Below are 26,124 nucleotides of genomic sequence, written 5' to 3'. Positions count from 1 at the left end.
CTTTGGGTCAAAGTTAAGTCGTAAGGGTGGTCATCGGCACGAGCCGACTGCGAGACTCCGCATCGCCTTTCACCGACAGGGAGCCCACATGCCCGACCTGCAGTCCCCCACCCGCAGACGGCCGCTGCGCAAGGCCCTCGCCGCCGCACTCGGCGCGCTCGCCCTGGTCGTCGCCGTGCCGGCCACCGCGCACGCCGACGTCCTGACCCTGCTGCCGCAGAACGCCGACGGACTGGAGCAGACGTTCTCCCCGGCCTACGACTACGACGGCGACGGCTGCTACGCCACCGCCGCGATCGGCGCCGACGGCACCATCAACCCCGGCCTCTCGCTCGGCGGTGACGTCAACGGCCACTGCCACGACTACGCGCAGCTCGCCAACGCCAACACCTACTCGCGCGAGAAGTGCAACAACGGCTGGTGCGCGGTGATGTACGCCAGCTACTTCGAGAAGGACCAGGCGACGTACGGGCCGCTGGCCATCGGGCACCGGCACGACTGGGAACACGTCATCGTGTGGATCCAGAACAACCAGGTGCAGTACGTCTCGGTGTCCCAGCACAGCAGCTACCAGGTGGCGGCCGCCTCGGCGATCCGGTTCGACGGCACCCACCCGAAGATCGTGTACCACAAGGACGGCCTGTCCACCCACGACTTCCGGTTCGCCAACTCCAACGACGACCCGCCGGAGAACGTGACCGGCGGCTGGTTCTACCCGCGTCTGGTGGGCTGGGACGGCTACCCGGCGGGCTACCGCGACAAGCTGATGAACGCGGACTTCGGCGACGCCACCATCAAGATCAAGGACGGCTCGTTCAACGCCAACCTGTCGTACTCCATGCCGTCCGGGATCTCGTTCGACCCGAACGCCTGAGTCGGGCCTGACCCTCGACGAGCCGGGCCGGGTCGGCGAGAGCCGCCCGCGTGCCCGGTTCGTCGTCCTCGGGGCGGATGCCTTCGGCGAGGCCTCGTGCGGGACCTCGGCCTCCGTGGCGCCGTCCGCCCCGGCACGGGTGGCCGTCACCGGTACCCGCAAAGCGACCGTGCCGGGGCCGGGAAGGTGAGCCGGGCCCCGGCACGGAGCCCATGTCACGGCTTGCGGGCGACCGCTCCGTACATCGCGATGTCCTCGTCGCGGATGCCCTGTTCGCCGGTGCCGTCCGGGTGCCACTTGTGGACCTGGACGATGCCCGGCTCCACCAGCTCCAGGCCCGTGAAGAACTCGTGGGCCTCGTCGATGGTGCGCAGCCGCATCGGCATGTTGCGGGCCGCGTACTCGCGGGCGACCCGGCCCACCTCGTCGGGCGCGAACTCGGCGGTGCCGATGGACATCGCCAGGTAGCTGCCGGACGGCAGCGGTTCGAGCAGACGCCGTACGACACCCACCGCGTCGTCCGCGTCGAGCATGAAGTGGACGATGGCGATCACCGTGAGCGCGACCGGCTTGTCCAGGTCGAGGGTCTCGCGCAGCTCGGGGGCGTCGAAGAGGTCCGTCAGGTCACGGAAGTCGGCCTCGATGTACGCCGTCCGGCCCTCGGGCGTGCTGGAGAGCAGACCCTGGGACAGGGTGAGGACGATGGGGTCGTTGTCCACGTAGACGACCCGGGAGTCCGGGGACACCGCCTGGGCTATCTCGTGGAGGTTCGGGGAGGTGGGGATGCCGGTCCCGACGTCCAGGAACTGGCGCATCCCCGCCTCCTCGGCGAGCCAGCGCACGGCGCGGTTCATCCAGTCGCGGTTGGCGCGCATGTGGATCGGGAGCGCGGGCCACTCCCGGGACATCGCGTCACCCGCCTCCTGGTCGGCGGGGTAGTAGTCCTTGCCGCCCAGGATGTAGTCGTAGATCCGCGCGGAGTGCGCGTTCTCGGTGTCGATGCGGTCGGCCGGCCATCCGTTGTCGGGCAACGCCGTGTCTCCCATTCAGGTGAGGGATGCGGGGGTGTTCGGGGGGCTGCGCTGTGCTGCTTCAGGTGTGGGGGGTTGGTTGAACGATCAGCTATAGCAAGGAAGTTCCGGGAACAGGGGTCACATCAGGAAGTCGGCGTCACCCGCCTTCACGCCGGACAGGAAACTCGTCATCTCACGGGGCGTGAAGACCAGCGCCGGACCGTCGGGGTCGGTCGACTGGCGTACCGCGACCCGGCCGTCGGCGAGCTTCTTCACTTCCACGCAGGCGCCGCCGGCGTCGTCGCTCCACGGCTTGGACCAGCCGCGCGCGCCGAGTTGCCGGGACGGAATGCCGTTGTGTATCGGGTGGTGCACGTCAGAGCTCCTTGCGAATCGCACCGAGGAGGGCCTCGGTCTTTCTGGCGGGCGCTGCCTGCGCGCCCAACCGGTCCAGGGCCTCGCGATAGACCACGACGTCGTCGTTCTTGTCCAGGTAGACGGCGCCCACCAGGCCGTTGAGATAGACGATGTCGGGCAGTTCGGGGGCCCGGAACCGGAAGAGGTGGTACGCACCCGCGCGCATGGCGGGGTGCGGGCCGTTGGCGAACGGCATGATCTGCAAGGTGACGTTGGGGAGCCGGTTGATCTCGATCAGGTGGTCGACCTGGGCGCGCATGACCTCGGACCCGCCGACCGGCCAGCGCAGCACGGTCTCGTCCATCACGACCCACAGCCGCGGCGGGGCCGGCCTGGTGATCAGCTCCTGGCGGCGCATGCGCAGCGCCACCATGCGCTCGGTGGCCTCGCCCGGCGCGTGCGGGTTGCCGGCACCGAGCAGGGCGGCGGCGTACTGGCGGGTCTGCAACAGGCCGTGCACGAACTGGTTTTCGTAGGCACGGATCTGCAACGCCGCCTGCTCCAGGCTGAGATACGCGGCGAACCAGTCCGGCATCACATCGCGGTAGGTGTGCCACCAACCGCGTTTGTTCGCCTCGCGCACCGACTGCAGGAAGGTGTCGACCTCCTGGCGGTCCGTCACACCGTAGACCTGCAGCAGCTTCTCGGCGTCGGCCAGCCGGAGCCGGGCCACCTTGGCGGCCTCCATCCGGCGGATCGTGGAGTGGCTCACCCCGATCGCGGCGGCCGCCTGCTCATAGGTCAGCCCGGCCCGGGTCCGCATCTCCTCCAGCTGCCGGCCGAGGATCATGCGCAGCACGGAAGGGGCTCCGCCCCAGTCGGTCTCCGAGGTCACGCCCTACCCCCTCACACCAGGTTCCAGGGTCACCGTCTCACGTGCTTGTGATCGTTCACGGACTCGTTCGATCACTTCCTGTCGGGAGCAGCATGCACTTCGCTTCTTGCAATTTTCAACTTGCTGGTTGCGAGGCGATGTTGGCAGATGCCAGAGTGGGCTTACTGCTCCGGCCGACCAAGGAGCAGGCGAAGCAGTCCAGTTGGGGGAGACTGAGCTGCGGCCCGGCGCCGCCCAGGCACGGGTCGTCGTCTGCCTCCGAGCGGCCCGGGGCGGACGCGACCGCTCAGCCCCACGCTGCGAAGCCGGACGAAAGGCGCACGGCGATGGCCCCGCCCTCTCTCCCCCAGCCACTCGACCGACTGCCCGAGGACCACATACCCGGCCTGCCGCGGCCGGCCCTGGCGGCCGCGGCCGAGGGCCCGTACCGCCCGTCGGACGCGACGGGCATCCCCAGACCACCCGGAGGCGAACGCCTCGGTCGACTCCCTGGGCCGCAAGGCCTCGACCGGTTCGCCTCCGGGGACCGGCCCCCCGTGCTCAGCCGGGTCTTCGACCTGGCGCCGACGCCGCGCGCGGTGGGCAACGCCCGCCGGAGCGTGGGCGAACTGCTCGGTTCGTGGGGCGTGGGCGAGGAGGCCCGCGACAACGCGGTCCTGGTGACCTCCGAACTGGTCACCAACGCGATCGTGCACTCGGCCGGCCGGCGGATCGTCTGCCGGGTGCACGCCGACGCCGACCGGATCCGGATCGAGGTCGAGGACCAGAACGGCAGCATCACGCTGCCGGCACCCCGGCGGGCCAGACCCGACGAGCAGAACGGGCGCGGCCTGTTCCTCGTCGACGCGCTCAGTCTCGACTGGGGTGTCACGGCCGCGCCGGAGGGACGGCCCTCCTCCCGCGTCGTCTGGGCCGAGCTGTCGACGGCACCGGACGCACCGCTCACCACCCCCCACGCCTCAGGAGGCCCTCCGACCCATGGACCGTCCCCCCACTCCTGACCCCGCCGCAGACCCGTCCTGGACCCGCACCCGCCCCAAGCCGGGTCCGGAACAACCGCACACCGCTCCGGCCGGCTGAGCCGGCACCGCCACGATGCGGCCGGGACGCCACCGTCCCGGCCGCGCCGTTTGTTCGCCACACCGTTTGTTCGCCACCCTGCATGTTCGCCGCGCCGCATGTTCGGAGGCCGCCGCTCACTCCGCCGCGTGTACCAGCAACGCGGCCGCGGCCGCCCGCAGTTGTATCGCCGCGGTCACACAGGCCGTCGCCTGCCGCTCCAGGGAGGCGCCGCCCCACTCCGGCGCCTCGGCACAGTTGCCCAGCGTCTCGGCGGCGCCGCGCAGCCGTTGGGCGTAGCCGTCCATCCGGTCCGCGTCGACTCTCAGGTCGTCCACGTACGCGAGGAGTTCCGGGGCGGCGGTGGCGGGACGGGATGCGGTCACCATGGGGCTCACCTGTACTCGGAGGGATGCCTAGCGCGGCAGCACCGCGCCGGCGCTTCTGCGGGCCACGAACCGGGGGCTGGTCAGCACGAACCCGGGCCGTACGGCGTCGAGTTCGAGGATCTGGAGGTACCGGGCGAGCGGCCCGTGGGCACCGTCGAGCCGCAGCCGCAGCCGGGGGCGGGCATGGAGGCGCGGCCTGCCGTGGGTGCGGACCAGGGTGCGTACGGTGCTCCCGCCCCGGCGCCCGTAGAGCACCCAGTCCGGCTCGGGACAGCGGGCGCCGGGGCCCGGGCGGCCCTCGACCGAGACACCCAACTCGGGTGCGTGTACGCGCAGTTCCCGCCCCTGCAGATCGACGTCGGCGGTGCCGCGTACGGCCGGCTGGGCCCAGACCTCCTCGGCCACCGCCCGCGCCTCCTCCGTGCCGACGGCGAGCGAGACCACGTACCGTCCGGTGCGGCGCAGGTCGGCGCGGCGCAGCAGGTCCGCGGCCAGGTCGTACGCGTGCGGCCGCCACAGGTCGTCGACCAGCACCGACAGGCCCAGCTCGGTGTAGGGGCCGATGGTGGTGCAGCGGTGCTCGTAGAGGGAGAGCACGGCGAGGGCGCGGCGGCCGAGCCGGGTGGGGACCAGCCAGGCGACGTCGGGCAGCAGGCTGCGGGCCACGTCCGGGTCGACCGGGAAGCACAGGTGCGCGGCCGAGGAGTCGTAGTAGCGCACCGGCACGTCGACCGGGCCCGCCGAGGTGACGAGGCTCGTGGTGGGGACCGCCAGGAAGGGATAGCCCTCGGGCGGGCGGGCGCGGTCCCTGAGCCGGTAGACGCGGGAGCGTTCCACCGGGCCCCGGTAGGGGGTGAGGGCACGGTCGACGTCGGCCCGGGCCTGCGGGATCACCGTCTCCAGGTGCTCGATGTAGACGCGGAGCAGGTGGCAGTGCGGGAACTCGCGGGTGGGGCCGGTGTAGTCGACCCGGTACCGGTTGGAGTGCGGGCCGCCGGGGCCGTCCAGGGCCGGGACGATGTCGTACCGGTTGGTGATGCCGGCGACCCAGGTGCGCGGGTCGGCGGGTGTGCGGTCGTCGGCCCGCGCGCCGACGGCGACCACGTGGGTGACCCGGTAGGCGCGGCAGAACTCGTCGTCCTGCGCGAGGTTCAGCAGCGCGATCCCGCCCTCGCCGTGCCCGACCAGCGCGAGGTCGGAGCCGCGCGGGATGCCGTGGGCCCGGATCGCCAGCAGGATCGAGCGGGTGTACGGCGAGTCGGTCAGGAACAGGTTGCGCCAGGCGCCGGCGAAGTCCTGCGGGGAGTCGTCGCGGGGTCGGCCGGCGGCCGTGCCGGGCGCCTGGACGACGTACCGGAGCACGCCGTCGGGGCCCCGTACCTCCTGGACGAGGACGCGGCCGTCGCCGGTGAGCGCGTCGATGTTGCGCAGGAAGCCGAGGAAGGAGCCCTCGGTGGCGAGGGACCGGGCCTCCTGGGCGGACGGTTCGACGGCCTGGGCGGCGCCGTCGCCCCTGCCCGGGACGGAGAGATGGGCGGCGTCGAGGCCGCTGACCGGGCCGGCGGCCAGCTCCCGGCCCGCGGCCAGTGCCCAGGCGGTCTCGTCGCTCAGCGGGTCCTCGTCCAGCAGGCCCCGGATGGCCAGGAGTTCGGCCAGGATCGGGGCGAGCGCGGACAGCGAGCGCTGGGCGCCCCGGTCCTTGAAGAGGGCCCGCAGCGCGCGGACGGCCTCCGGCCCGTGGTCGGCGGTGACGGCGTCCGTCAGCCGTCGCATGCCGGGGTCGTGCCCGAACTCGGGGTGGTCGAGGAGTACGGCGGCGATCCTGAGCCGCAGCGAGGTGACCGCCACCAGCGCGGCCAGGCTCTCCCGGCCCAGCGCCTCTCCCGCCGCGCCGAGCAGATGACCGACGCCGTCCGGTGCGACGATCGCCGAGCCGCCGAGGCCCTGCTTGTTGGTGAGCGTCCGCAGCAGCGCCCAGCGGGCGGCCAGGCCGGTGCGCGGGCGGCGGCGCGCGGAACTCGTCAGCGCCGGGGAGAACAGGACGGAGCTGGTCCGCGCGGAGACCTCGCGGATGCCCTCGGCGACGGCCACCACGTCACGGGCGCAGTCCCGCAGCATCTCCTTCGCGGGCGGCCCGGAGGCACGGCGATGCGCTGCCATCCGACGCTCCCTGGGATCGACGACATGGCCTGGTCCCATCGTGTGCCCTGGATCCGGCGCCCGCACCTTCGTCCGTCCGGGTGAAGCGGGTGCACGGACACGGCGTGCAGGGCGGGCCCGGGTCCGGCGTGCTGTGCGGCGGGCGATCGCGGCGGCCCTAGGGCCTGTCTGACAATTCCCGTCTGCCTCGCGACGCCATGCACGCACTCTCGCCGCACCGGGCGCAGACCCACGTACGTCCAGTACGAGGGCCTACGCCCGGCACGCCGAAAACACGCACCTGACGCCGCGAGGCCGCCCTCCGGGCAACGACGGGAATTGTCAGACAAGCCCTAGGCGCGGCTGATCCCCATCCGTCGGCTGCCGGCTGCCGGCGGATGGGGATCAGCCGGCCGGCGGCGACAGGTCAGGCGTCGGTGGCGAGGCCGGCGGCGACCGTCGCGCCCAGTTCCCAGCACGCCTCGATGTCGGCCTTGCCGGGCTCGCCGGTCACCGTGACCGGTTCGGCCGCCGGGCGCCAGCCGAGGCCGGTGGTGATGGAGTCGAGGGCGCGCAGGGCGCCCGTGACGTCGTTGCCGCCGTGCACATAGGCGCCGAAGGGTCGGCCGCGCGTCTCGTCCAGGCACGGGTAGTAGATCTGGTCGAAGAAGTGCTTCAGGGCACCGGAGAGGTAGCCGAGGTTGGCCGGGGTGCCGAGGAGGTACCCGTCGGCCGCGAGCACGTCGGCGGCGGTGGCGGACAGCGCCGCCCGCCGCACCACCCGCACGCCCTCGATCTCCGGGGCGGTCGCCCCGGAGACCACGGCCTCGAACATGGCCTGGCAGTGCGGTGAGGGGGTGTGATGGACGATCAGCAAGGTGGGCACACCGGCACCCTGCCGTGCGGTGCCCGCCGACGGCAAGCGGCGGCGGGCGGCGCTCAGGGCTGTACGGGCATGCTCCAGCAGTTGGAGACGGCCGGTACGCCGGAGAGACGGGCCGTGAGCCAGGCGACGGCGTCGCCCTGGTCGGTGAGCAGGGGTTCGAAGTGGTTCAGCAGGGCGCGGCCCGCGTCCGGCAGGAGCACCGGCACATAGGTGACGTTCGCTCCCTCGCCGCACCAGTCGACGGCGAGCCGCCGGGCCTGGGCGTGCGGGACGAGGTCGTCGCTGACGCCGGTCGCCAGCCGGACCGGGCTCACCGGCGCGGTCAGGCCGATGCGTTGTTCGTCCAGGAAGGCCTGGAGGGCGGGCTCCTCGGCGACGACCTCGGAGATGGAGCTGCCGTCGTTCGTCCAGGCGGAGCTGTGCTGGGAACCGTAGGCGAGGAGCGCGTCGGCGACGCACATCGTCGACAGGTCGGCGAGGGCGGCCCGGCCCGCCGCGCCGAGGTGGGCGTCGACGATCGGCTTGAGCGCCGGGTCGGACTGGACGAAGCCGTTGACCGCCCAGCCGAGGGCGCCGGCCAGGTCGCTGCCGTCGATGGCCGCGGTGACGGCGGTGAGGTCGGCGGGCGGCGCGCCCGCGTAGGTGCCGGAGAGGGTGATGTCCGGGGCGTAGGAGGGCTGGAGCTCGGCGGCCGCGGCGGTCGCCCCGCCACCCTGGCTGTAGCCGAACAGGCCCACCCGCGAGGCGGCGGTGACCGAGGCGCCGGGGAGGTTCCGGGCGGCGCGTACGGCGTCCAGGACGGCGTGGGCGCCGTCGAGCCGGTTGACGTAGGTGTGGAGCCGGTCCGTGGTGCCGAGCCCAACGTAGTCGGTGACGACGACCGCGACGCCCTCGGCGAGCAGCCGGTAGATCGACAGGTCCTCGTAACCCACCGACACCGTCTGGCCGTTGAGGATCAGCGGGTACTGCAGGCCCATCGAGGCGGCGCACTGGTCGCCCTGCCCCATGGTGCCGGGGGCCAGCGCGACCAGCGGGCGGGCGCCGGGGCCGACCCAGGGGAGGGTGGGCTCGATGTAGGCGCCGGTGACGGCGACGGGGTCGCCCGCCGAGTCGGTGGACTTGTACATCAGCCGGGTCGCGCTGCCCGGCAGCGGGCCGGGCAGGCTCGGCAGGCGCAGTGCCAGCGGGAGGGCTTCGGTGCGGACGAGGGCGCCGTCGGCCGTGGGCAGGGTGGCCGGCGGGTCGTAGAAGGCGGGGATGGTGACACCCCTGGAGACCTCCGCCTGGGAGGCCGTGGCCTGCAGGGTCTGGAGGCAGAGGCAGGCCGCAGCAAGGAGGGCGGTGGCCAGCAGGCGAACGCGGACAGGCATGGGGAACCTCCTGGACGTGCTGGACGTGGGAGGTGCGGAGGACGTCCCCGGAGCGGCCGACGGGGCGGCCGACGGGGCGGGTGCGGTTTACCCGACGGTAACGAGCAATGCATTACCGGCGGTAGCTGCCGTCAGATTACGGTCCAGTAATGTGACGCGCAGTCAACAACGACCCTGCGGACGCACGTTCGCGCGAGAGCCTCGCAGTACTGCCCCTGGGCGGGCTCGGCAGCGCGGAGCACAACGAGATGCTCCCCGCGTTCGAGCCCGCCCAGGACACACTGCGCGGCTTGTGAGAGGGGTCAGGCCGAGTTCCGCCGGGCGCGCCACAGCAGCGCGGCCCCGGAGGCCAGCAGCAGCCCGCCGAAGACCGCGGGCCACAGGTGGGCGCCGGTCTCGGCGAGACCGCCCTGGACCGCCTGGGGCTCGGTCTGGGGTGCCGTCTGGGAGCCGGTGGCCGGGGTCTCCTGACCCGCCGGGGCGGCGACCGCGGTGTCGGTCGGCGTGGCGGCGGCGCTGCCGGTCGGCGCCTCGGTGTCGGGCCGCTGCGTCGGCTTGCTGATGACGCCGCCGCCCGACGACTTCGTGGTCGACGTCTTCTTCGGCGACGCCGTCGCGTAGACCCTCGGCAGCCCGGTGTCGCCGGAGGCAGGGGTGGAGGCGTTGTCGGAGGCGGCGGCGGTCTCGGTGGCCGGGGTGTCGGCCGGGGGCTCGGACGACGGCTGCTCGGACGACGGCTGCTCGGTCGCCGGCTCGGACGGCTCGGCGTTCTGCGTCTCGGCCGGCGGGGCGACCGGGCTCGCGGTGTCGCTCGGCTCGGACGGCGACGCGCTCTCGGCCGGCGGCTGCTCGTCGGCCCCCGCGCCGCACTTGCGGCCGGAGTTGATGCAGTCGACCATCGTCCGCATCAGGCTCTCGTCGAAGACGTTGATGAAGTCGCCGTGGTCGGTGACCGGCTTGTGCAGCTGCTCGGGGAACGAGTCCACCGCGAACAGCGGGACCGTACGGCCGCCGTCCTGGAGGCTCGGCGCGTCCACGGCGTAGACGATGCGCTGCACCAGCTGCGGGATGGCCTGGAATCCGGCCGGGCAGCTCCCGTCGGGGCCCTCGAAGGCCACGTGGGTGCGGTGGTTGGCGCTGTCGATGTTCCGGCCGTCCCAGCAGCTCTGGAACCTGAACGTGCGCACGACGTCACTGCCCGACGGGCAGAGCGGGTACTTGTCCTTGAGCTGCCGGTCCTCGTAACCGGTGCAGCTCCAGGAGGCGTTGGCGTTGGCCGGGCCGTTGACGAACGCCTTGGCGTCGCCGGTGATGACGCGCAGCAGCCGCGGCATCTCGGTGACCTTGGAGGTCGGGTTGCCCTCGAAGGTCAGCGTGACCTCCTTCGCCGTGACGATCTGCCCGGCGTTGCCCTCGGTGCCGCCGCCCGGCTTGTCGGCGTCCCGCTCCTGCTTGCCGTTCTGCAGCCGCAGCACGGGCCAGTAGTACGTGGACTTGTCGCCCTGGTCCGCGCAGCTGGTGTCGGCGTTCGCGAGGTCCTGGTCGCTGGCGAAGGCGTTGTTGGACTGGTTGCCGATGTAGTCGTGGAAGTGGTGGGCGCCGTTGGAGACACCGGGCGCGACGATCACGTTGTCGGAGTTGAACAGGCCGTTGGCGTTGACGCCGCAGCTGGAGCTGAAGGTGCCGGTGGAGCCGCCGGACTGTTCGGCCGGGGTGGTGACATTGGGCTGCACGGAGGTGATGTCCGCGTAGTCGGCGGCGACCGGGCCGTTGCCGCCCTGGCCGCCGATGCCGGTGCCCTGGCTCGGCGCGGCGCTGCCCTGGCCGCTCTGGCTCGGCGTGGCGCCGCCCTGGGGAGCCGCCGACTGCCCGTCGCCCTGGTTCGAGGAGCGCAGGGTGCAGGCGGCGAGGTCTTCGAGACCCTGCGGGCGGCCGCCTTCGCGGCCGATGGCGTCGGCGATACGCTGGAGCGACTCGGACCGCTTCTCCTTCAGCGGGTTCATGATCGTCTCGTCGGCGAGGCCGGGGTTCTGCTCGATCGCCGCGGCGGACTCCGTGAGTTGCTGGTAGGCGGCCGCGATCTGCTGGTCCAGCTGCGCGAGTTCACCGTCGACGGCTTCCCGGGCCGCGTCGGGCACGTCCGTCAGCCGGCTGCCGACGTCGGGGCAGTAGACCGTGGGCGCGGACAGCACCTGAGCGGTGGCGGCCTGGGCCTGCTGATCCCCGCCCTCGGTGGCCGAGGCATAGACGTTCACCGCGACGAGTCCTCCGCCGCCGAGCATCAGCGCGACCGCTGCGAAGGTCGCGCGCTGTGCGCCGGTCGGGCGTCTGCGCCTGTTGCGTCTCAAGGTCGTTCCCCTGCGTTTCGTGGTCGGCCGGGCATGGAAATCCCCCGCCCTATACGGCCCCGGGCGCCACCGTGTTCAACAGACCCACGAATTCACGGTGACCTCACAGAAAGCGGGGGTTCCGGAGAAGGGCGACGCGACCGACGGCAACACCCCGGTGACCCTGCGAAAGCAATGGATGCGCACGAAATGCCGTCCCGTACGGTCGAGTTCCGAACGCTAAGACGAACATCACAAATACGTATCGGACATTACGCACTTCAACCTTCACACGAGTGACACAAGTTGGCTAAGTTGACGGGCAAGCCGCTCGGCTCCCCCCGGCGAATCCCGTCGGGCCGCGCGGCCTCCGCCGAGTCCGGTGCCTCCCAGGGGCGATTCCGGAGCCGGGGACCCAACCGATCACTGGGGTGAATCGGCCGACCGTCCGCGAGGACAGGGGCCGTAGGGCATGCCTTCCGGACTTCACCGCCCGAACCCGACAGCTAACTCGGTAGGCGGAGTACGGAAGGAGCACCACCCCTCAATGGCGCCCGAGAGCCGTGACGAGGTTCGGCAGCGGATCAACAGCCTGTACGACCAGGCCGAGAACGCCACCGGGAACTACAACGCCACGCGCGCGATGAGCGGGGGTTCACGCTCACGCGGTGTCCCGCTGTTCAAGCGGCCCCGTCGCGACGACCCGGGCCTCGACAACATCGCCAGGGAGTGGTTCGACGGCGCCCGCTCGAAGCTGGGGCCGAGCGTCCCGGCAGCGCTCCCCTCCGACCGGCGGCCCGTCCGGTCCGGCCCGCGCCGGCCCGTCAGCGCCATGGCCGCCGACCTGCTCGGCCAGCTGGAGGACTCCGGCCCGGCCCGGCTGGAGCTGACCGCGGGTCCGTCCGCGCAGACCGACATCTCGGTCGTCCGCGAGCTGCCGCCGCAGCGCCCGGTGCTGGAGCAGCGCGCGGTGGCCGCGCTCGAACCGGCCCCGGCCGCCCAGCCCGTACCGACCGCACAGACCCCGTGGCCCACGCCCGAGGCCCAGGCCGCGGCACAGCAGTGGGCGGCTCCCGCCGTCGGCATACCGAACCAGCGGACCGACAGCGGCTCCTTCCGGACCGACGCACTCGCCGCCACCCGCGCGATCCCCGCGGTGGCCGAGACGGGCGGCATCCCGATCGTGTCCGCGACCGACACCGGTACGTTCCGCATCATGACCCCGGGCGGTACCGGCGCCAGCCGTGCCACGCCCCCGGTGGACACGACCGGCTTCCGCGTCATGACCCCGGGCGGTGCGGGCACCGACAGCTTCCCTGGCGTACCTCCCATGGACACAGGCCCCGCCTTCGCCCAGGCCGCGGCTCCGGCTCCGGCTCCGGCTCCGGCGGACATGAGCGGCTTCCGTATCATGACCCCGGGCGGTGCGGGCACCGACAGCTTCCCTGGCGTACCTCCCATGGACACGGGCCCCGCCCAGGCCGCGGCTCCGGCTCCGGCTCCGGGGGACAGCGGTTCCTTCCGCATCATGACGCCGGGCGCCACGGGCTCGTTCCCGATGCCGAACTCGGCCGAGGCGGGAGCCTTCCCGACCGCGGACCCCATGAGCACCAGCGTGTTCCCGAGCGCGGTTCCCACGAACGCCGGCGCCTTCCCGACCGCCGTCCCCACCGACTCCGGCGCCTTCACGACCGCGGCGCCCGCCGCCGCTCCGGCCCCGATGGACATGGGCGGCTTCCGGGTCATGTCGCCGAACGCGGCAGCCGGCTACACCGAGGTGCCCCAGGCCGCCGCCGACACCGCCTACGCCTACGCCTACTCCTACGCCACCGACGCGTACGCCACGGCAGCCCCCGCCGCCCCCGCGCCCATGGCCGCCATGCCACAGGCCGCCCCCTACGCCACGGCGCCCGTCCCCGACATGGTCGGCGCCTACGCCGGAGCCATGCAGCCCGCCGCCGACATGAGCGGTGCCTACGCCGCAGCCATGCAGCCCGCCGCCGACATGAGCGGTGCCTACGCCGCAGCCATGCAACCCGCCGCCGACATGACCGGTGCCTACGCCGCAGCCATGCAACCCGCCGCCGACATGACCGGTGCCTACGCCGCAGCCATGCAACCCGCCGAAGCCGCATACGCCTACGCCACCGCCGCCGCGATGCCCACAGCGATGGCAACTCCCCCTGCCGCAATGCCCGCGCCGATGCCCATGCCCATGGCAGCCCAGATGCCCATGCCCATGGCGGCACCCATGGCAGCCCAGATGCCGGCACCCATGGCTGCACCCATGCAGGCGCCCATGGCAGCACCGATGCAGGCGCCCCCCACGGCCATGATGGCCGCGGCACCGGTGGCCATGGCCGCGCCGGCCGAAGCGATGATGATGGCCGCGCCCACCATGGCGATGCCCACCGCCGCCCCGGTCATGACGGCTCCGCTCCCCACCACCCCCCTGCCGACCGCGCCCCCGCAGGTCGCCGCACCGGTCCCCACCGCAGCCGCGCCCGTGCCCGGCGCCTTCGCCGCCGATCCCGGTGCCTTCGTCCAGCCGGGCGTCGCGGCCGAGCCTGGCAAGGCCATGAAGGCGCTGACGTTCGCACGGGAGCAGATCGGCCGGCCGTGCGTCTGGGGGGCGACCGGGCCGGGGGCGTACGACTGCTCCAGCCTGACCCAGGCCGCCTGGCGCGCCGCCGGTGTCACGCTGCCGCGCAGCGCGCCGGAGCAGACCCTGGCCGGGACCCCGATGACGCTGGCCGCCATCGAACCGGGCGACCTGGTCTTCTTCTTCGACGACGACAGCCACGTCGGGATCTACGCGGGCGGCGGCACGATGGTGCACGCGCCGAGCCCCGGGGCGCTGATCCGCGAGGAGTCGATCTACAACGCCGGGGAGTCGGCGATCCACCGGGTGATCCGCCCGTCCTGATCCGGCCCGATCCGGCTTGCCCGGCCTTCCCCGAGGTCAGACCCTCCGCCGCCGCGTGCGCCAGCTCTCGTGGTGGTCCAGGAGGGTCTCCTCGACAGGCCGGTAGGAAAGGCCCAGTTCCCGGACGCTGCGGCTGTTGTCGACGCGGAAGCGGATGCCGAGGTGCTTGCGTATGTAGTCCTGGGTGAGGCCGAAGAGCGGGCCGAGGACCCGTACCGGCCCGTGCGGGAGCGCGGTGCGCGGCAGGCGCGGGTCCCAGGGGTGGCGGGTGCGGATGATCCGGGACATCTCCTGGAAGGACGTCATCGTCTCGTGGGCCACTATGTAACGGCCGCCGGCCGCCGGGTTCTCCGCCGCCGCGATGTGCGCGTCGGCCACGTCGCGGACGTCGGCCGTGGTGAAGCTGAAGTCCGGGGCGCCGTAGCAGAAGTAGCCCTTGAACAGCTCGTCGAGCAGGAAGAGGCTGCCGGACTCGGAGGCGGGTGTGAGGGAGGGGCCCAGGATCAGTCCCGGGTTGACGGACACCATGCGCCAGCGGTCCTGGGCGGCCTCGGCGTCCCAGGCGGCGCGCTCGGCGACCGTCTTGGCGTAGTGGTAGGGGTTGCCGGCCACCGTGCTGGTGGTGTTGAAGTACTTCTCCGTCAGCACCTCGCCGGCCATCTCGCGGACGTCGGCGTAGTCGCCGAAGATCGCGCCCACGGTGGAGGTGAAGACCAGGGTCGTCACCTCCGGGGTGCGTTCCACACTGCCGAGGACGTTGCGGGTGCCGAGCAACGCCGGGTCCACCACGTCCCGTTGCCCGTCCTTGATCCGCTCGGGCATCAGGAACGGCGAGGCCACGTGGAAGACGGTCGCGCAGCCGCGGAACGCCTCGTCGAAGGAGCCGTCCCCGAGCAGGTCGGCCTCGAAGAGGGCGAGCCGGCCGGGGAAGGCCTCCTGGAGCTCCCAGAGGGGCCGCACCTTCGTCGCGTCGGAGGCGCGGCGGACGGTCGCACGGACCCGGTACCCGCGCTCCAGCAGCCGTCGTACCAGATGGCTGCCGACGAATCCGCTGCCGCCGGTCACCGCGACGGTCGTCTCCCCGCGTGCGTCCACGCTCCCACCCCTCGCCCTCGGGCCACCGCGCCTCGGTGCGCCGCAGAGGACAGGTTGGTGCATGGGCGGGGCGCCCGCCAAGCACCGGGCGGCCGCTGTGACGCCCCGGAAGCCGTCCGAAGCCATAAGCCGGGCCCGACAGAAGTCATAAGATCGCCTTATGGGGTCATAGAGCGGACCCGCGTACTAACTTAGGACTGCCTTAGTTTAGGCTTCCCGTTCGAGATCGCTTGTCCTCACTCGAAGGGAACCTGATCATGCCGCGCCCCCTGCGGGTAGCCATCGTCGGAGCCGGCCCCGCCGGGATCTACGCCGCCGACGCCCTGCTCAAGTCCGCGGTGGCCGCCGAGCCCGGCGTGTCCATCGACCTCTTCGAGCGGATGCCCGCCCCGTTCGGCCTGATCCGGTACGGCGTCGCCCCCGACCACCCGCGTATCAAGGGCATCATCACGGCCCTGCACCAGGTGCTCGACAAGCCGCAGATCCGCCTCTTCGGCAACGTGGACTACCCGACCGACATCAGCCTCGACGACCTGCGCTCCTTCTACGACGCGGTGATCTTCTCGACCGGCGCGACCGCCGACCGCGAGCTGCGGATACCCGGCATCGAGCTGGACGGCTCCTACGGCGCCGCCGACTTCGTCTCCTGGTACGACGGCCACCCGGACGTGCCGCGCACCTGGCCGCTGGAGGCCGAGAAGGTCGCCGTCCTCGGCGTCGGCAACGTGGCCCTGGACGTGGCCCGCATCCTCGCCAAGACCGCCGACGAGCTGCTGCCGACCGAGATCCCGCCGAACGTCTACGACGGACTCAAGGCCAACAAGGCCCTCGAAGTGCACGTCTTCGGCCGCCGCGGCCCGGCGCAGGCGAAGTTCTCCCCGATGGAGCTGCGGGAGCTGGACCACTCCCCCAACATCGAGGTCATCGTCGACCCCGAGGACATCGACTACGACGAGGGCTCGATCGAGACCCGGCGCGGCAACAAGCAGGCCGACATGGTCGCCAAGACCCTGGAGAACTGGGCGATCCGCGACGTCGGCGACCGCCCGCACAAGCTCTTCCTGCACTTCTTCGAGTCGCCGGCCGAGATCCTCGGCGAGGACGGCCAGGTCACCGGGCTGCGCACCGAGCGCACCGCCCTGGACGGCACCGGCAACGTGAAGGGCACCGGCGAGTTCAAGGACTGGGACCTCACCGCGGTCTACCGCGCGGTCGGCTACCTCTCCGACAAGCTGCCCAAGCTGCCCTGGGACATCGAGTCGGGGACGGTCCCGGACGAGGGCGGCCGGGTCATCGAGGAGAGCGGCAGCCACCTCCGGTCGACGTACGTCACCGGCTGGATCCGGCGCGGCCCGGTCGGCCTGATCGGCCACACCAAGGGCGACGCCAACGAGACGGTGTCGAACCTGCTGGACGACTACGCGAACGGCCGGCTGCACACCCCGGAGGCCCCCGCGCCGGAGGCCGTGGAGGCCTTCCTCGCGGAGCGCGAGGTCCGCTTCACCACCTGGGAGGGCTGGTACAGGCTGGACGCCGCCGAGAAGGCGCTGGGCGAGCCGCAGGGCCGCGAGCGCGTCAAGCTCGTCGAGCGCGAGGACATGCTCCGCGAGAGTGGCGCGTGAGGCACTGACGCCGAACGGGGCCCGCCCCTGAGCGGATGGGCGGGCGGGCCCCGTTCGCCGCACCATTGTGCGGGGGCGTGCCGGATCAAGGGCACGAGTGAACCGGCACCGTACGACGCACCCGGTGTGCACCCCGGGTGCGGGGCGCACACCCCGTGCGCGGGCGGCCCCCGCCCGGCGGGACACACTCCCGAGCGGGGATACTGGAAGACGCAGCCCGCTCCCGTCAGCAGATTGGCCCATGTCGAACTCCGCCGCCGACCGTGCCGTCCTTCCGCCGACCGTCTGGCCCGCCCGCGGCCGCCACACGGGCCCGCACTCCGAAGAGGTGATCCGCAGGATCCTGCGCCGCCGCAAGGAGACCGGCGCCCTCGACGACTTCGCCGAACCCCCGGTGCCCGACGACTCCGCCCGGCGGGTCTTCGAGGCCCGCTGGCGCGTCGACGACGGCACCGTGACGGTGCGCGCCCGGCTCACCCTCGTCGACCTGCAGGGCCGGCAGGCGGGCCGGGAGTGGCAGCTCGTCGCCGAGGCCGACCGGCCCTGGGACGAGGCCTGGCCCTCCCCCGCCGCCATGTTCTGGCCCGACGGCGAGGAGGCCGGTGACGGCGGCGAGGCAGCCTGGGACTACCACCCGGCCGTGGCGGGCGTGCGGTTCCGCACGGTCAACCCGCTGCCCGCCGACGACAAGGACATGCGTCGGGTGCTGCGGGACGCGGCCAAGGACGCCTGGTGCGTCAACCTCGTCGTGCACGAGGCGATGACGCCCGACGCGCTGGGCCGGCTGCCGCTGGTCCGGCAGCTGCCGCCCGGACTCGCGCACCGCGTCGTGGAGCACCGGGCCGCGCCCCAGCAGTTCCGTGCCGTCAACTGGGCGCTGCGCGACCTCGGTGTCGAGATCCCGCGCGGCGGCGCCGTGCTGCTGCCCCCGGACCCGGCGCCGTCGGACTACGACGCGCAGGAGTACGCGGTGCGCAGCGTCTTCCTCGACGGCTCGGAGCCCGTCGAACTGATCGCCGCCGTGCGCCGGTTCGCCGCACTGCCGAAGCCCGCGCCGCAGGGCGCCGAGGAGGCGCTGGCCGATCTCCGCGACCACTGGACCCTGATGACGCTGGAGGAGGAACTGGCACGCGAACGGGGGCGCGTCGCGCAGTACGCCGAGGCGCTGGAGGCGATGACCAGGTCCCGGGACCTGTACCGGGAGGCCGCCGAGCGGGCCGGCGAGGCGCTCGCCGCCCTCCGCGACACCCCCGCCCCGGCCGCACCGGTGCCCCAACCCGCCTCCCCCTTCCAGCAGTTGACCCGCGCCTTCAAGGGACTGCGGGCCCCGAGGGAGAATGCCGAACCGACGGCCATGCCCGGGGACGAAACCGGGAACACGGACCAGTGAGAGACCCCGGGCCGGATCGGGGCGGGACGACAGGACAGCCATGGACACCACCACGACCGTGCTCGTGATCTGCGCGATCGTCGCCGCGGCCCTGCTGGCGGGCGCCGTCGCCGTACTCGTACGGCTGGTCCGCACCCGGCGCACCCTGCGCCGGGCCGGGCTGCCGACCGGCTCGCGCTGGGTGTTCTGGGGTGCCGTGCTGTATCTGGTGCTCCCCACCGACCTGCTGCCCGACCCGATCTACCTGGACGACATCGGCGTCCTGCTGCTGGCCCTGCGCTCGATGCGCGCGGCCCTGCCGGCGGAGGACCCCGAACTCTGACCCGTCCGGCATGACAGAGTGACGCAAGCCACATTCACCGGTGCCCCGGTCGGTCCGCGGCGCCCGGGAGAACGGTCACCTGGCGCTTCGGACGGCGGGCGTGGGCCGAGCCGGCCGGCGCCGCCGCCGCAACCGCCGCGGGTCCGTGTCGCGGAGGTGCGTTTTCGGGCCGTCGTGACGCATTCTTGCTGTGTCACCCACCCGGCGGTGCGCGGACGAGGTAGGACCCGATGACTGGGAGCGGCGAGCACATGGGCCGGGCACGTGAGCGGCTGACCGCGCTGCTGGTCGAGGCCTCGACCGGCGCCCTGGGCGCGGCGGGCGGCCACGTCGCCGGGGTGTACCTGCGCTCCGGTACCCCGGGACTGCTGCGGCTGGCCACGCTGGTGGGGCTCCCCGGCCCGCTGTTCCGGCCCTGGTGGCGGCTGCACATGGACCGGCCGTTCCCGGTCGCGGACGCCTACCGGCTCGGCGTGCGGGTGGTGCTGCCCGACGCCACCGAGATGGTGCGCCGCTATCCCCAGTTCGCGGCGGGCCTGCCGTTCCAGTTCGGGTCGGTGTACACGCCCGTGCCCGGCGCGGAGCCGTCCTTCGGAGTGCTCACCGTGCTGCGTCCCGCGACCCCGGACACCGTGGACGAACTGCCCGACCTGGACCGGCTGGGCCGGCTGGCCGAGCGGCTGGGGGCCGGACTGCGCGAGCTGGTGGCCGAGGAGGGCGACGCGGCGGTCGCCTGGGAGGGCGAGCCGGTGTGCATACGGCCGCCCGCGACGCGGCCCGGGGCGGCCCGGGTGGGCCGTTTCACCTGGGATCCGGTCACCTCGGCGGTGCGCGCGGACGACCGGCTGCACGCCCTGCTCGGCATGGCCCCGCAGGACTTCCCCGGTACCGGCGCCGAGCTGGCCGTGACGGTGACGCCCGACGACGCCGAGGACGTGCTGACCGCGCTGCGCGAGACCGCGGCCGGCAAGCCGCCGCACTCCCCGCTGCGGGTGCGGGCCGCGGACGGCGCCCCGCTCCTCCTGGAACTCTGGCCGCCGCCCGGCGCCGCCGACCCGTCCCTGGTCTCCGGAATCGTCGTCGACCCGGGCCCTGACGTGGCCGCCGACGGAGCGGCCGATCTGCTGCCCCAGGGCGTCTTCTGCATGGACCGCTCGGGGGTCGTCCGCTACGTCAACCCGGCCGTCGTCCACCTGACGGGCCGGCCGCGCTCCGAGCTGGTCGGCCGGCCCGTGTGGGAGGCGATGCCGTGGCTGAGCGGACCGCCCTACGACGACCACTGGCGGGGTGCGCTGCTGGCCCGCGGCTCGGTGCACTTCCAGGTCCGGTGCGAGGACGTCGCCGAGGGCGAGTGCCTCGCCCTGTCCGTGCATCCGGGCCCGGACCTCATCACCTGTACCGTCGTCCCGGCGAGCCGCATCGACCCGTCCGTGCACCTGCCCCGCCCGGCCGAGCCGGACGCGGCGGCCGGACTCGGGCGGCCCGGCGGGCCGGGCGGGCCCTCGATGGCCCCGCTGTACCGGCCGATCGCCCTGGCCATCGCGCTGACCGACGCGGTCACCGCCCAGCAGGTGTCCGCGGTGGTGATGCAGGAGCTGCTCCCCGCGTTCGGCGGCCGCCGGCTGGCCATCTACCTGCTCCAGGACCGGCATCTCTACCTCGCCTGGGAGACCGGCTTCCCGGCGGGCTTCCTCGCCCCGTTCGACGGGGTCGGCCTGGACGCCCACATCCCCGGTGTCGAGGCCCTCACCACCGGCAGGCCGCTGTTCTTCGAGTCGATGCGGCAGCTGGCGGACACCTACCCGGGCCTCGCCCTCGACGCCGACATCGGCGCCCGCGCCTTCCTGCCGCTGATCGCCTCGGGGCGCCCGGTCGGCACCTGCATCCTCGGCTTCGACGTCGAGCGCGGCTTCAGCACCGAGGAGCGCACGGTCCTCACGGCCCTCGCGGGCCTGATCGCGCACGCGATGGAGAAGGCCCGGCGCTACGACAGCGAGGCGGCCCTCGCCCGCGGTCTCCAGCAGGCGCTGCTGCCGCGCCGGCTGCCGGCACACCCCCAGGTGGAGACCGCGGGCCGGTATCTGCCCGGCACCCAGGGCATGGACGTGGGCGGCGACTGGTACGACGTCGTGGCGGCCGGCGACGGTCTCGCCCTGGTCATCGGCGACGTCCAGGGGCACGGCGTGCAGGCGGCCGCCACCATGGGGCAACTGCGCAGCGCGGTGCGGGCGTTCGCGCTCAGCGACCGGCCGCCCGACGAGGTGCTGAGCGGCACCAACCGGCTGCTCATCGACCTCGACCCGGGTCAGTTCGCGAGCTGCTGCTATCTCCGTCTGGACCCCGCCACCGGGCGCGCCCGGATCGCCCGGGCCGGTCATCCGCCGCCCCTGCTGCGCGCCCCGGACGGCCGCACCACCGTCCTGGAGATACCCGGCGGTGTCGTCCTGGGCGTGGATCCGCGGGCCCGGTATCCGGTGACCGAGCTGGAGCTGGCGCCGGACGCGATCCTCGCCCTGTACACGGACGGGCTGGTGGAGCGGCCGGGCGCGGACATCGACGACGGCATCGCCGCGCTGGGGGCGGCCCTGTCCGAGGCCGGGACCTCGCCGGGGCGGCCCGGCGGCCGGACCCTGACCGCGGTGGCCGACCGGCTCACCGCCGTCGCCCGGCACGCCACGGACCGCCCCGACGACGTGGCGCTGCTGCTCGCCACCCGCCGCCCGGAGCCCGCGCGCCGAGGGTGACCGGGACACAACGGGGTATCTCGCCGGTTACCTCAGGGGGCGCTCTCGCCTCGCGGGGCGGGGCAGTGTAGACATGGGCTCATGGTCCGTCAGCCCGGCCGGTCCGACACTCGGCCGTCCCGATCCGGGACTCCGCGCGCGCCGCTCGCCCAGCGGGAGCCGAGCGGGTCGGGGCGTCTCCGGTCCGGACGGCTGTGGTCGGCGCTGAGCGGACGCAGCGTGGCCGGACAGGTCTTCGTGCTCCAGGTGGCGATCGTGCTGCTCCTGATCGTGTCGGCCGTGCTGGCCCTGGTGCTCCAGGTGCGGCACGACAGCACCACGGAGGCCCGCAACCGGTCCCTGGCGGTCGCCCAGACCTTCGCCGACGCCCCCGGCACGGCCGCGGCGCTGCGGCTGCCCGACCCGACGAAGGTGCTCCAGCCGCGGGCGGAGGCGGCCCGCAAGGCGACCGGCGTGGACTTCATCGTCGTCATGAACACCGAGGGGATCCGGTACACGCACCCCAAGCCGGACCGCATCGGCAAGAAGTTCGTCGGGACCATCGGGCCGGCGCTGGCCGGCGGGACCGTCACCGAGGAGGTCCACGGCACCATCGGGGAGCTGGTGCAGGCCGTGGTCCCGGTCCGGGACGCGAACGGCAAGGTGGTGGGCCTGGTGTCGGCCGGCATCACCACCGCGCACGTGGGCGGCCGCGCCGACCAGCAGTTGCCGCTGCTGCTGACCGCGGCCGCCGCGGCGCTGGCCCTGGCGACCGCGGGGACGGCGCTGGTCAGCCGGCGGCTGCTGCGCCAGACGCACGGTCTGGGCCCGGACGAGATGACCCGGATGTACGAGCACCACGACGCGGTGCTGCACTCCGTGCGGGAGGGTGTGCTGATCGTCGGCGGCGACGGCCGGCTGATGCTCGCCAACGACGAGGCGCAGCGCCTGCTGGACCTGCCCCGGGACGCCGAGCGCCGCCGGGTCCTGGACCTCGGCCTGGACGCGGAGACGGCGGCGCTGATCGCCTCGGGACGGGTCGCCACCGACGAGGTGCACCTGGTCAAGGACCGGCTGCTGGCCGTCAACCAGCGCCCCATCGAGGTACGCGGCGGCCCGCCGGGCAGCGTCACCACCCTGCGCGACTCCACCGAGCTGCGCGCCGTGTCCGGACGCGCCGAGGTGGCCCGCGAGCGCCTGAACATGCTGTACGACGCCGGGGTGGGCATCGGCACCAGCCTGGACGTCACCCGCACCGCCGAGGAGCTGACGGAGCTGGCCGTGCCGCGGTTCGCGGACTACGCCACCCTCGACCTGTACGACGCGGTCCTCAAGGGCGAGGAGCCGAAGCCCGGGGACACGCTGCGCCGGGTCGCGTTCGCCGGCATCCGCAAGGACGCCCCGCTGTACCCGGTCGGCGAGCGGTTCCAGTTCGTGCCGTCCTCGCCGCAGGGCCGGAGCCTGGAGAGCGGCGAGTCCGTCGTCGAGCCGCGGCTGCGGGACTCGCCCGGCTGGCGGTCCCAGGACGTGGAACTGACCGGCCGGATCCTGGAGTTCGGCATCCACTCGCTGATCACGGTGCCGCTGCGGGCCGGGAACCTGGTGCTGGGCCTGGCCAACTTCTGCCGTTCGGAGAAGCTCGCACCGTTCGACGCCGAGGAACTGGCCCTCGCGGAGGAGCTGGTGGCGCGGGCCGCCGTCTCCATCGACAACGCCCGCCGCTACACGCGCGAGCACAGCATGGCGGTGACCCTGCAGCGCAGCCTGCTGCCGCGCAACCTGCCCGCGCAGAGCGCCCTGGACATCGCCTACCGCTATCTGCCGGCCCAGTCGGGGGTGGGCGGCGACTGGTTCGACGTGCTGCCGCTGTCCGGGGCCCGGGTGGCGCTGGTGGTCGGCGACGTGGTGGGGCACGGGCTGCACGCGGCGGCGACCATGGGGCGGCTGCGCACCGCCGTGCACAACTTCACGGCGCTCGACCTGCCGCCCGACGAACTCATGGGTCTGCTGGACGAGTTGGTGAGCCGCATCGACCAGGACGAGACCCCCGTGGACGACGCGGACAACACGGTCACGATCGCCGGGGCGACCTGTCTGTACGCGATCTACGACCCGGTGTCCCGGCGCTGCACGGTGGCCCGGGCCGGTCATCCGCCGCCGGCGCTGGTGGGGCCCGACGGCAGCGTGGAGTTCCCGGACGTGCCGGCGGGCCCGCCGCTGGGCGTGGGCGGACTGCCTTTCGAGACGGCCGATCTTGAGCTTCCCGAGGGCAGCAGTCTGGTCCTCTACACCGACGGCCTGGTCGAGGACCGGCAGCGGGACATCGACGAGGGCCTCGAACTGCTCGCCGGAGCCCTGGAGTCGGCGGCCGGCTCCAGCCCCGACGACACCTGTGCGGCCGTGCTGGAGCGGCTGCCGGCCCGCCCCGGCGACGATGTGGCGCTGATCGTCGCCCGCACCCGGGCCCTCGGTGCGGACCGGATCGCCGAGTGGCAGGTGCCGGCCGATCCGGCGGCCGTCTCCGAGGTGCGGTCCAGGGTGACCCGCCAGCTGGCGGACTGGGGCCTGGACGAGCTGTCGTTCACCACCGAGCTGATCCTCAGCGAGCTGGTCACCAACGCCATCCGGCACGGCCGGCCGCCCATCGGGGTACGGCTGCTGCGCGACCGGTCGCTGATCTGCGAGGTCTCCGACGCCAGCACCACCTCCCCGCACCTGCGGTACGCGGCGAGCACCGACGAGGGCGGCCGGGGCCTCTTCCTGGTCGCGCAGATGTCCGAGCGCTGGGGCACCCGCTACACGCCCGCCGGGAAGGTCATCTGGGCGGAGCAGCCGCTGCCGTGACCCTCAGCCCAGCGCGCGGTCGAGGTTGAAGGCGGCGCTGATGAGGGAGAGATGGGTGAACGCCTGCGGGAAGTTGCCCTGTTGCTCGCCGGTGCGGCCGATCTCCTCGGCGTACAGGCCGAGATGGTTGGCGTAGGTGAGCATCTTCTCGAAGGCGAGCCGGGCCTCGTCCACCCGTCCGGCGCGCACCAGGGCCTCCACGTACCAGAAGGAGCAGATGGAGAAGGTGCCCTCGTCGCCGCGGAGCCCGTCGGGGCTGGCCTGCGGGTCGTAGCGGTAGACGAGGGAGTCGGAGACCAGGTCCTCGGTGAGGGCGTCCAGGGTGGACAGCCACTTGGGGTCGGTCGGGGCGATGAACTTGGCCAGGGGCATCATGAGCAGCGAGGCGTCGAGGACGTCGCCGCCCTCGTGCTGGACGAACGCACCGCGCCGCTCGGACCAGCCGCGGTCCATGATCCACCGGTAGATGGTGTCGCGGCACTGCCGCCAGCGGGGCAGGTCGGCGGGGAGGCCGCGCCGGTTGGCGAGGCGGATCGCCCGCTCGATGGCGACCCAGCACATCAGACGCGAGTAGAGGAAGTTCTTGCGGCCGCCGCGGGTCTCCCAGATGCCCTCGTCGGGCTGGTCCCAGTGGTCGCAGACCCATTCGACGAGGCGGGTGACGTCGTCCCACTGGTCGCTGGAGATGGGCTCGGCCCACTTGTCGTAGAGGTAGATCGAGTCGATGAGGGCGCCGTAGATGTCGAGCTGGAGCTGGCCGGCGGCGCCGTTGCCGACCCGGACCGGGGCGGAGCCGCAGTGGCCTTCCAGGTGGGTGAGCTCGCGTTCGGGCAGGTCGGAGCGGCCGTCGATGCCGTACATGATCTGCAGCGGGCCGGAGGCGAAGCCGTCGCCGGGGCTGATGTAGGTGGTCACGAACTTCATGAAGGCCGCGGCCTCGCTGCTGAAGCCGAGCCGCAGCAGGGCGTAGACGGCGAAGGCGGCGTCGCGGATCCAGACGTAGCGGTAGTCCCAGTTGCGTTCGCCGCCGAACTGCTCGGGGAGGCTGGTGGTGGGCGCGGCGACGATGGCGCCGGTAGGGGCGTAGGTGAGCAGCTTCAGAGTGAGCGCCGAGCGGTGCACCATCTCGCGCCAGCGGCCGCGGTAGCGGGACTGGTGCAGCCAGCGCCGCCAGTAGCAGACCGTGGTTTCGAACTGGCGCTCGGCCTCGACACGGGCACAGCCGCGCGGGGCGATGTCCTCGCCGGCCTGGTCGAGGGCGAAGACGGCGGACTCGCCCTCGGAGAGCTTGAAGTCGGCACAGGCGTCCGGGCCGTCGCCCTCCAGGGCCACCGTGGAGGTGAGCAGCAGGGACTTGGCCGCGGACTCGAACAGCGCGGTGTCGTCGAGTATGCGCAGGGTGTGCGGGTCGGCGCCGTAGTTGAAGCGGGGGGCCACCCGGACCCGGAAGGGGACGGTGCCGCGCACGCACAGCACCCGGCGGATCAGCCGGTGCCGCTCGCACTCGGCCGACTCGCCCGCCACCGGCATGAAGTCCTGGACCTCGCCGACGCCCTCGTCGGTGTAGAACCGGGTGATCAGCACATTGGTGTCGGGGAAGTAGAACTGCTTGGTCCGGGCCGGTACGGCCGCGGCCAGCGCGAAGAAGCCGCCGCGCTCGGCGTCCAGGACGGCGGCGAAGACGCTGGGGGCGTCGAAGGACGGACTGCAGTACCAGTCGATCGTGCCGTTGCTGCCGACCAGGGCCACGCTGCGCAGATCGCCGATCAGCCCGTGCTCGGCGATCGGCAGGTAGCGAGGGCTCCCGGGCGCATTCTGATAGAACGGCTGTTCGGCCATCGTGACGGCCTCCCCGGAACGGATGTATCGCTACCTTACAGCTTAAAAGGGGCG

At 73.0% G+C, this 26,124-nt stretch carries 18 protein-coding genes and 1 riboswitch; of the genes, 8 read left to right on the top strand and 10 right to left on the bottom strand.

Annotated elements, in window-relative coordinates; translation table 11 throughout:
• Positions 1–88 precede the first annotated feature (88 nt).
• Complete coding sequence (locus SSP29_RS27800) at positions 89–874, top strand: NPP1 family protein (protein ID WP_089103547.1); 786 nt, start codon at positions 89–91, stop codon at positions 872–874.
• A 215-nt stretch (positions 875–1,089) separates the two neighbouring features.
• Here the strand turns inward: SSP29_RS27800 and SSP29_RS27795 are convergent, their stop codons facing one another.
• The 3 genes from SSP29_RS27795 to SSP29_RS27785 form a co-directional block, all read right to left on the bottom strand.
• Entirely contained in the window at positions 1,090–1,905 is an 816-nt protein-coding gene (locus SSP29_RS27795) for an SAM-dependent methyltransferase (protein ID WP_089103546.1), read from the bottom strand.
• 120 nt (positions 1,906–2,025) lie between these two features.
• Positions 2,026–2,262 (bottom strand): DUF397 domain-containing protein, encoded by a 237-nt coding sequence (locus SSP29_RS56495; protein WP_174856016.1) that lies wholly within the window; start codon positions 2,260–2,262, stop codon positions 2,026–2,028.
• Between the two features lies 1 nt (position 2,263).
• Entirely contained in the window at positions 2,264–3,139 is an 876-nt protein-coding gene (locus tag SSP29_RS27785) for a Sco1979 family transcriptional regulator (RefSeq protein WP_089103544.1), read from the bottom strand.
• Between the two features lie 326 nt (positions 3,140–3,465).
• Between SSP29_RS27785 and SSP29_RS27780 the strand changes: the two genes are divergently transcribed.
• Positions 3,466–4,140 carry an ATP-binding protein gene (locus SSP29_RS27780; RefSeq protein WP_089103543.1) on the top strand — a complete coding sequence of 225 codons (675 nt, stop codon included), beginning with the start codon at positions 3,466–3,468 and terminating at the stop codon, positions 4,138–4,140.
• 195 nt (positions 4,141–4,335) lie between these two features.
• Here the strand turns inward: SSP29_RS27780 and SSP29_RS27775 are convergent, their stop codons facing one another.
• The 5 genes from SSP29_RS27775 to SSP29_RS27750 all read right to left on the bottom strand — a co-directional run bounded on the left by SSP29_RS27775 (position 4,336) and on the right by SSP29_RS27750 (position 11,264).
• On the bottom strand, positions 4,336–4,587 hold the full coding sequence (locus SSP29_RS27775; protein WP_089103542.1) for a hypothetical protein: 252 nt from the start codon (positions 4,585–4,587) through the stop codon (positions 4,336–4,338).
• A 27-nt stretch (positions 4,588–4,614) separates the two neighbouring features.
• Positions 4,615–6,747, bottom strand: coding sequence for an acetoacetate decarboxylase family protein (locus tag SSP29_RS27770; RefSeq protein WP_145968954.1), 2,133 nt, complete (start codon positions 6,745–6,747; stop codon positions 4,615–4,617).
• Positions 6,748–7,153: 406 nt separating this feature from the next.
• Entirely contained in the window at positions 7,154–7,612 is a 459-nt protein-coding gene (locus SSP29_RS27760) for a flavodoxin family protein (protein ID WP_089103790.1), read from the bottom strand.
• A gap of 53 nt (positions 7,613–7,665) precedes the next feature.
• Entirely contained in the window at positions 7,666–8,982 is a 1,317-nt protein-coding gene (locus SSP29_RS27755; RefSeq protein WP_089103540.1) for a lipase family protein, read from the bottom strand.
• A 302-nt stretch (positions 8,983–9,284) separates the two neighbouring features.
• Complete coding sequence (locus SSP29_RS27750; RefSeq protein WP_089103539.1) at positions 9,285–11,264, bottom strand: DUF1996 domain-containing protein; 1,980 nt, start codon at positions 11,262–11,264, stop codon at positions 9,285–9,287.
• 406 nt (positions 11,265–11,670) lie between these two features.
• Positions 11,671–11,846, top strand: a riboswitch (cyclic di-AMP (ydaO/yuaA leader).
• Positions 11,847–11,856: 10 nt separating this feature from the next.
• On the opposite strand from SSP29_RS27750, the gene SSP29_RS61590 reads away from it, so the two are divergent.
• Positions 11,857–14,235: a C40 family peptidase gene (locus SSP29_RS61590; RefSeq protein ID WP_438363813.1), complete on the top strand. Its 2,379-nt coding sequence runs from the start codon at positions 11,857–11,859 to the stop codon at positions 14,233–14,235.
• A 36-nt stretch (positions 14,236–14,271) separates the two neighbouring features.
• On the opposite strand, the gene SSP29_RS27740 is transcribed toward SSP29_RS61590, so the two are convergent.
• Complete coding sequence (locus tag SSP29_RS27740) at positions 14,272–15,330, bottom strand: NAD-dependent epimerase/dehydratase family protein (RefSeq protein ID WP_245883241.1); 1,059 nt, start codon at positions 15,328–15,330, stop codon at positions 14,272–14,274.
• 257 nt (positions 15,331–15,587) lie between these two features.
• On the opposite strand from SSP29_RS27740, the gene SSP29_RS27735 reads away from it, so the two are divergent.
• From SSP29_RS27735 to SSP29_RS27715, 5 genes are all read left to right on the top strand, one after another.
• Positions 15,588–16,952, top strand: coding sequence for an FAD-dependent oxidoreductase (locus tag SSP29_RS27735; protein WP_089103537.1), 1,365 nt, complete (start codon positions 15,588–15,590; stop codon positions 16,950–16,952).
• A 241-nt stretch (positions 16,953–17,193) separates the two neighbouring features.
• Positions 17,194–18,342 carry a hypothetical protein gene (locus SSP29_RS27730; protein ID WP_089103536.1) on the top strand — a complete coding sequence of 383 codons (1,149 nt, stop codon included), beginning with the start codon at positions 17,194–17,196 and terminating at the stop codon, positions 18,340–18,342.
• Positions 18,343–18,382: 40 nt separating this feature from the next.
• Positions 18,383–18,664: a YkvA family protein gene (locus tag SSP29_RS27725; RefSeq protein ID WP_089103535.1), complete on the top strand. Its 282-nt coding sequence runs from the start codon at positions 18,383–18,385 to the stop codon at positions 18,662–18,664.
• Between the two features lie 230 nt (positions 18,665–18,894).
• Positions 18,895–21,408, top strand: coding sequence for a SpoIIE family protein phosphatase (locus SSP29_RS27720; protein WP_089103534.1), 2,514 nt, complete (start codon positions 18,895–18,897; stop codon positions 21,406–21,408).
• A gap of 81 nt (positions 21,409–21,489) precedes the next feature.
• Positions 21,490–24,231 (top strand): SpoIIE family protein phosphatase, encoded by a 2,742-nt coding sequence (locus tag SSP29_RS27715; protein ID WP_089103533.1) that lies wholly within the window; start codon positions 21,490–21,492, stop codon positions 24,229–24,231.
• Positions 24,232–24,234: 3 nt separating this feature from the next.
• Here SSP29_RS27715 and SSP29_RS27710 read toward each other — a convergent pair whose 3' ends face one another.
• Positions 24,235–26,070, bottom strand: a complete 1,836-nt coding sequence (locus SSP29_RS27710; protein ID WP_089103532.1) for a glycoside hydrolase family 15 protein — start codon at positions 26,068–26,070, stop codon at positions 24,235–24,237.
• Between the last annotated feature and the right edge of the window lie 54 nt (positions 26,071–26,124).

It is taken from the genome of Streptomyces hyaluromycini (genome assembly GCF_002217755.1).
GTDB classification, from domain to species: Bacteria; Actinomycetota; Actinomycetes; order Streptomycetales; family Streptomycetaceae; genus Streptomyces; species Streptomyces hyaluromycini.
This window is presented reverse-complemented; position numbering and strand designations above follow the sequence as displayed.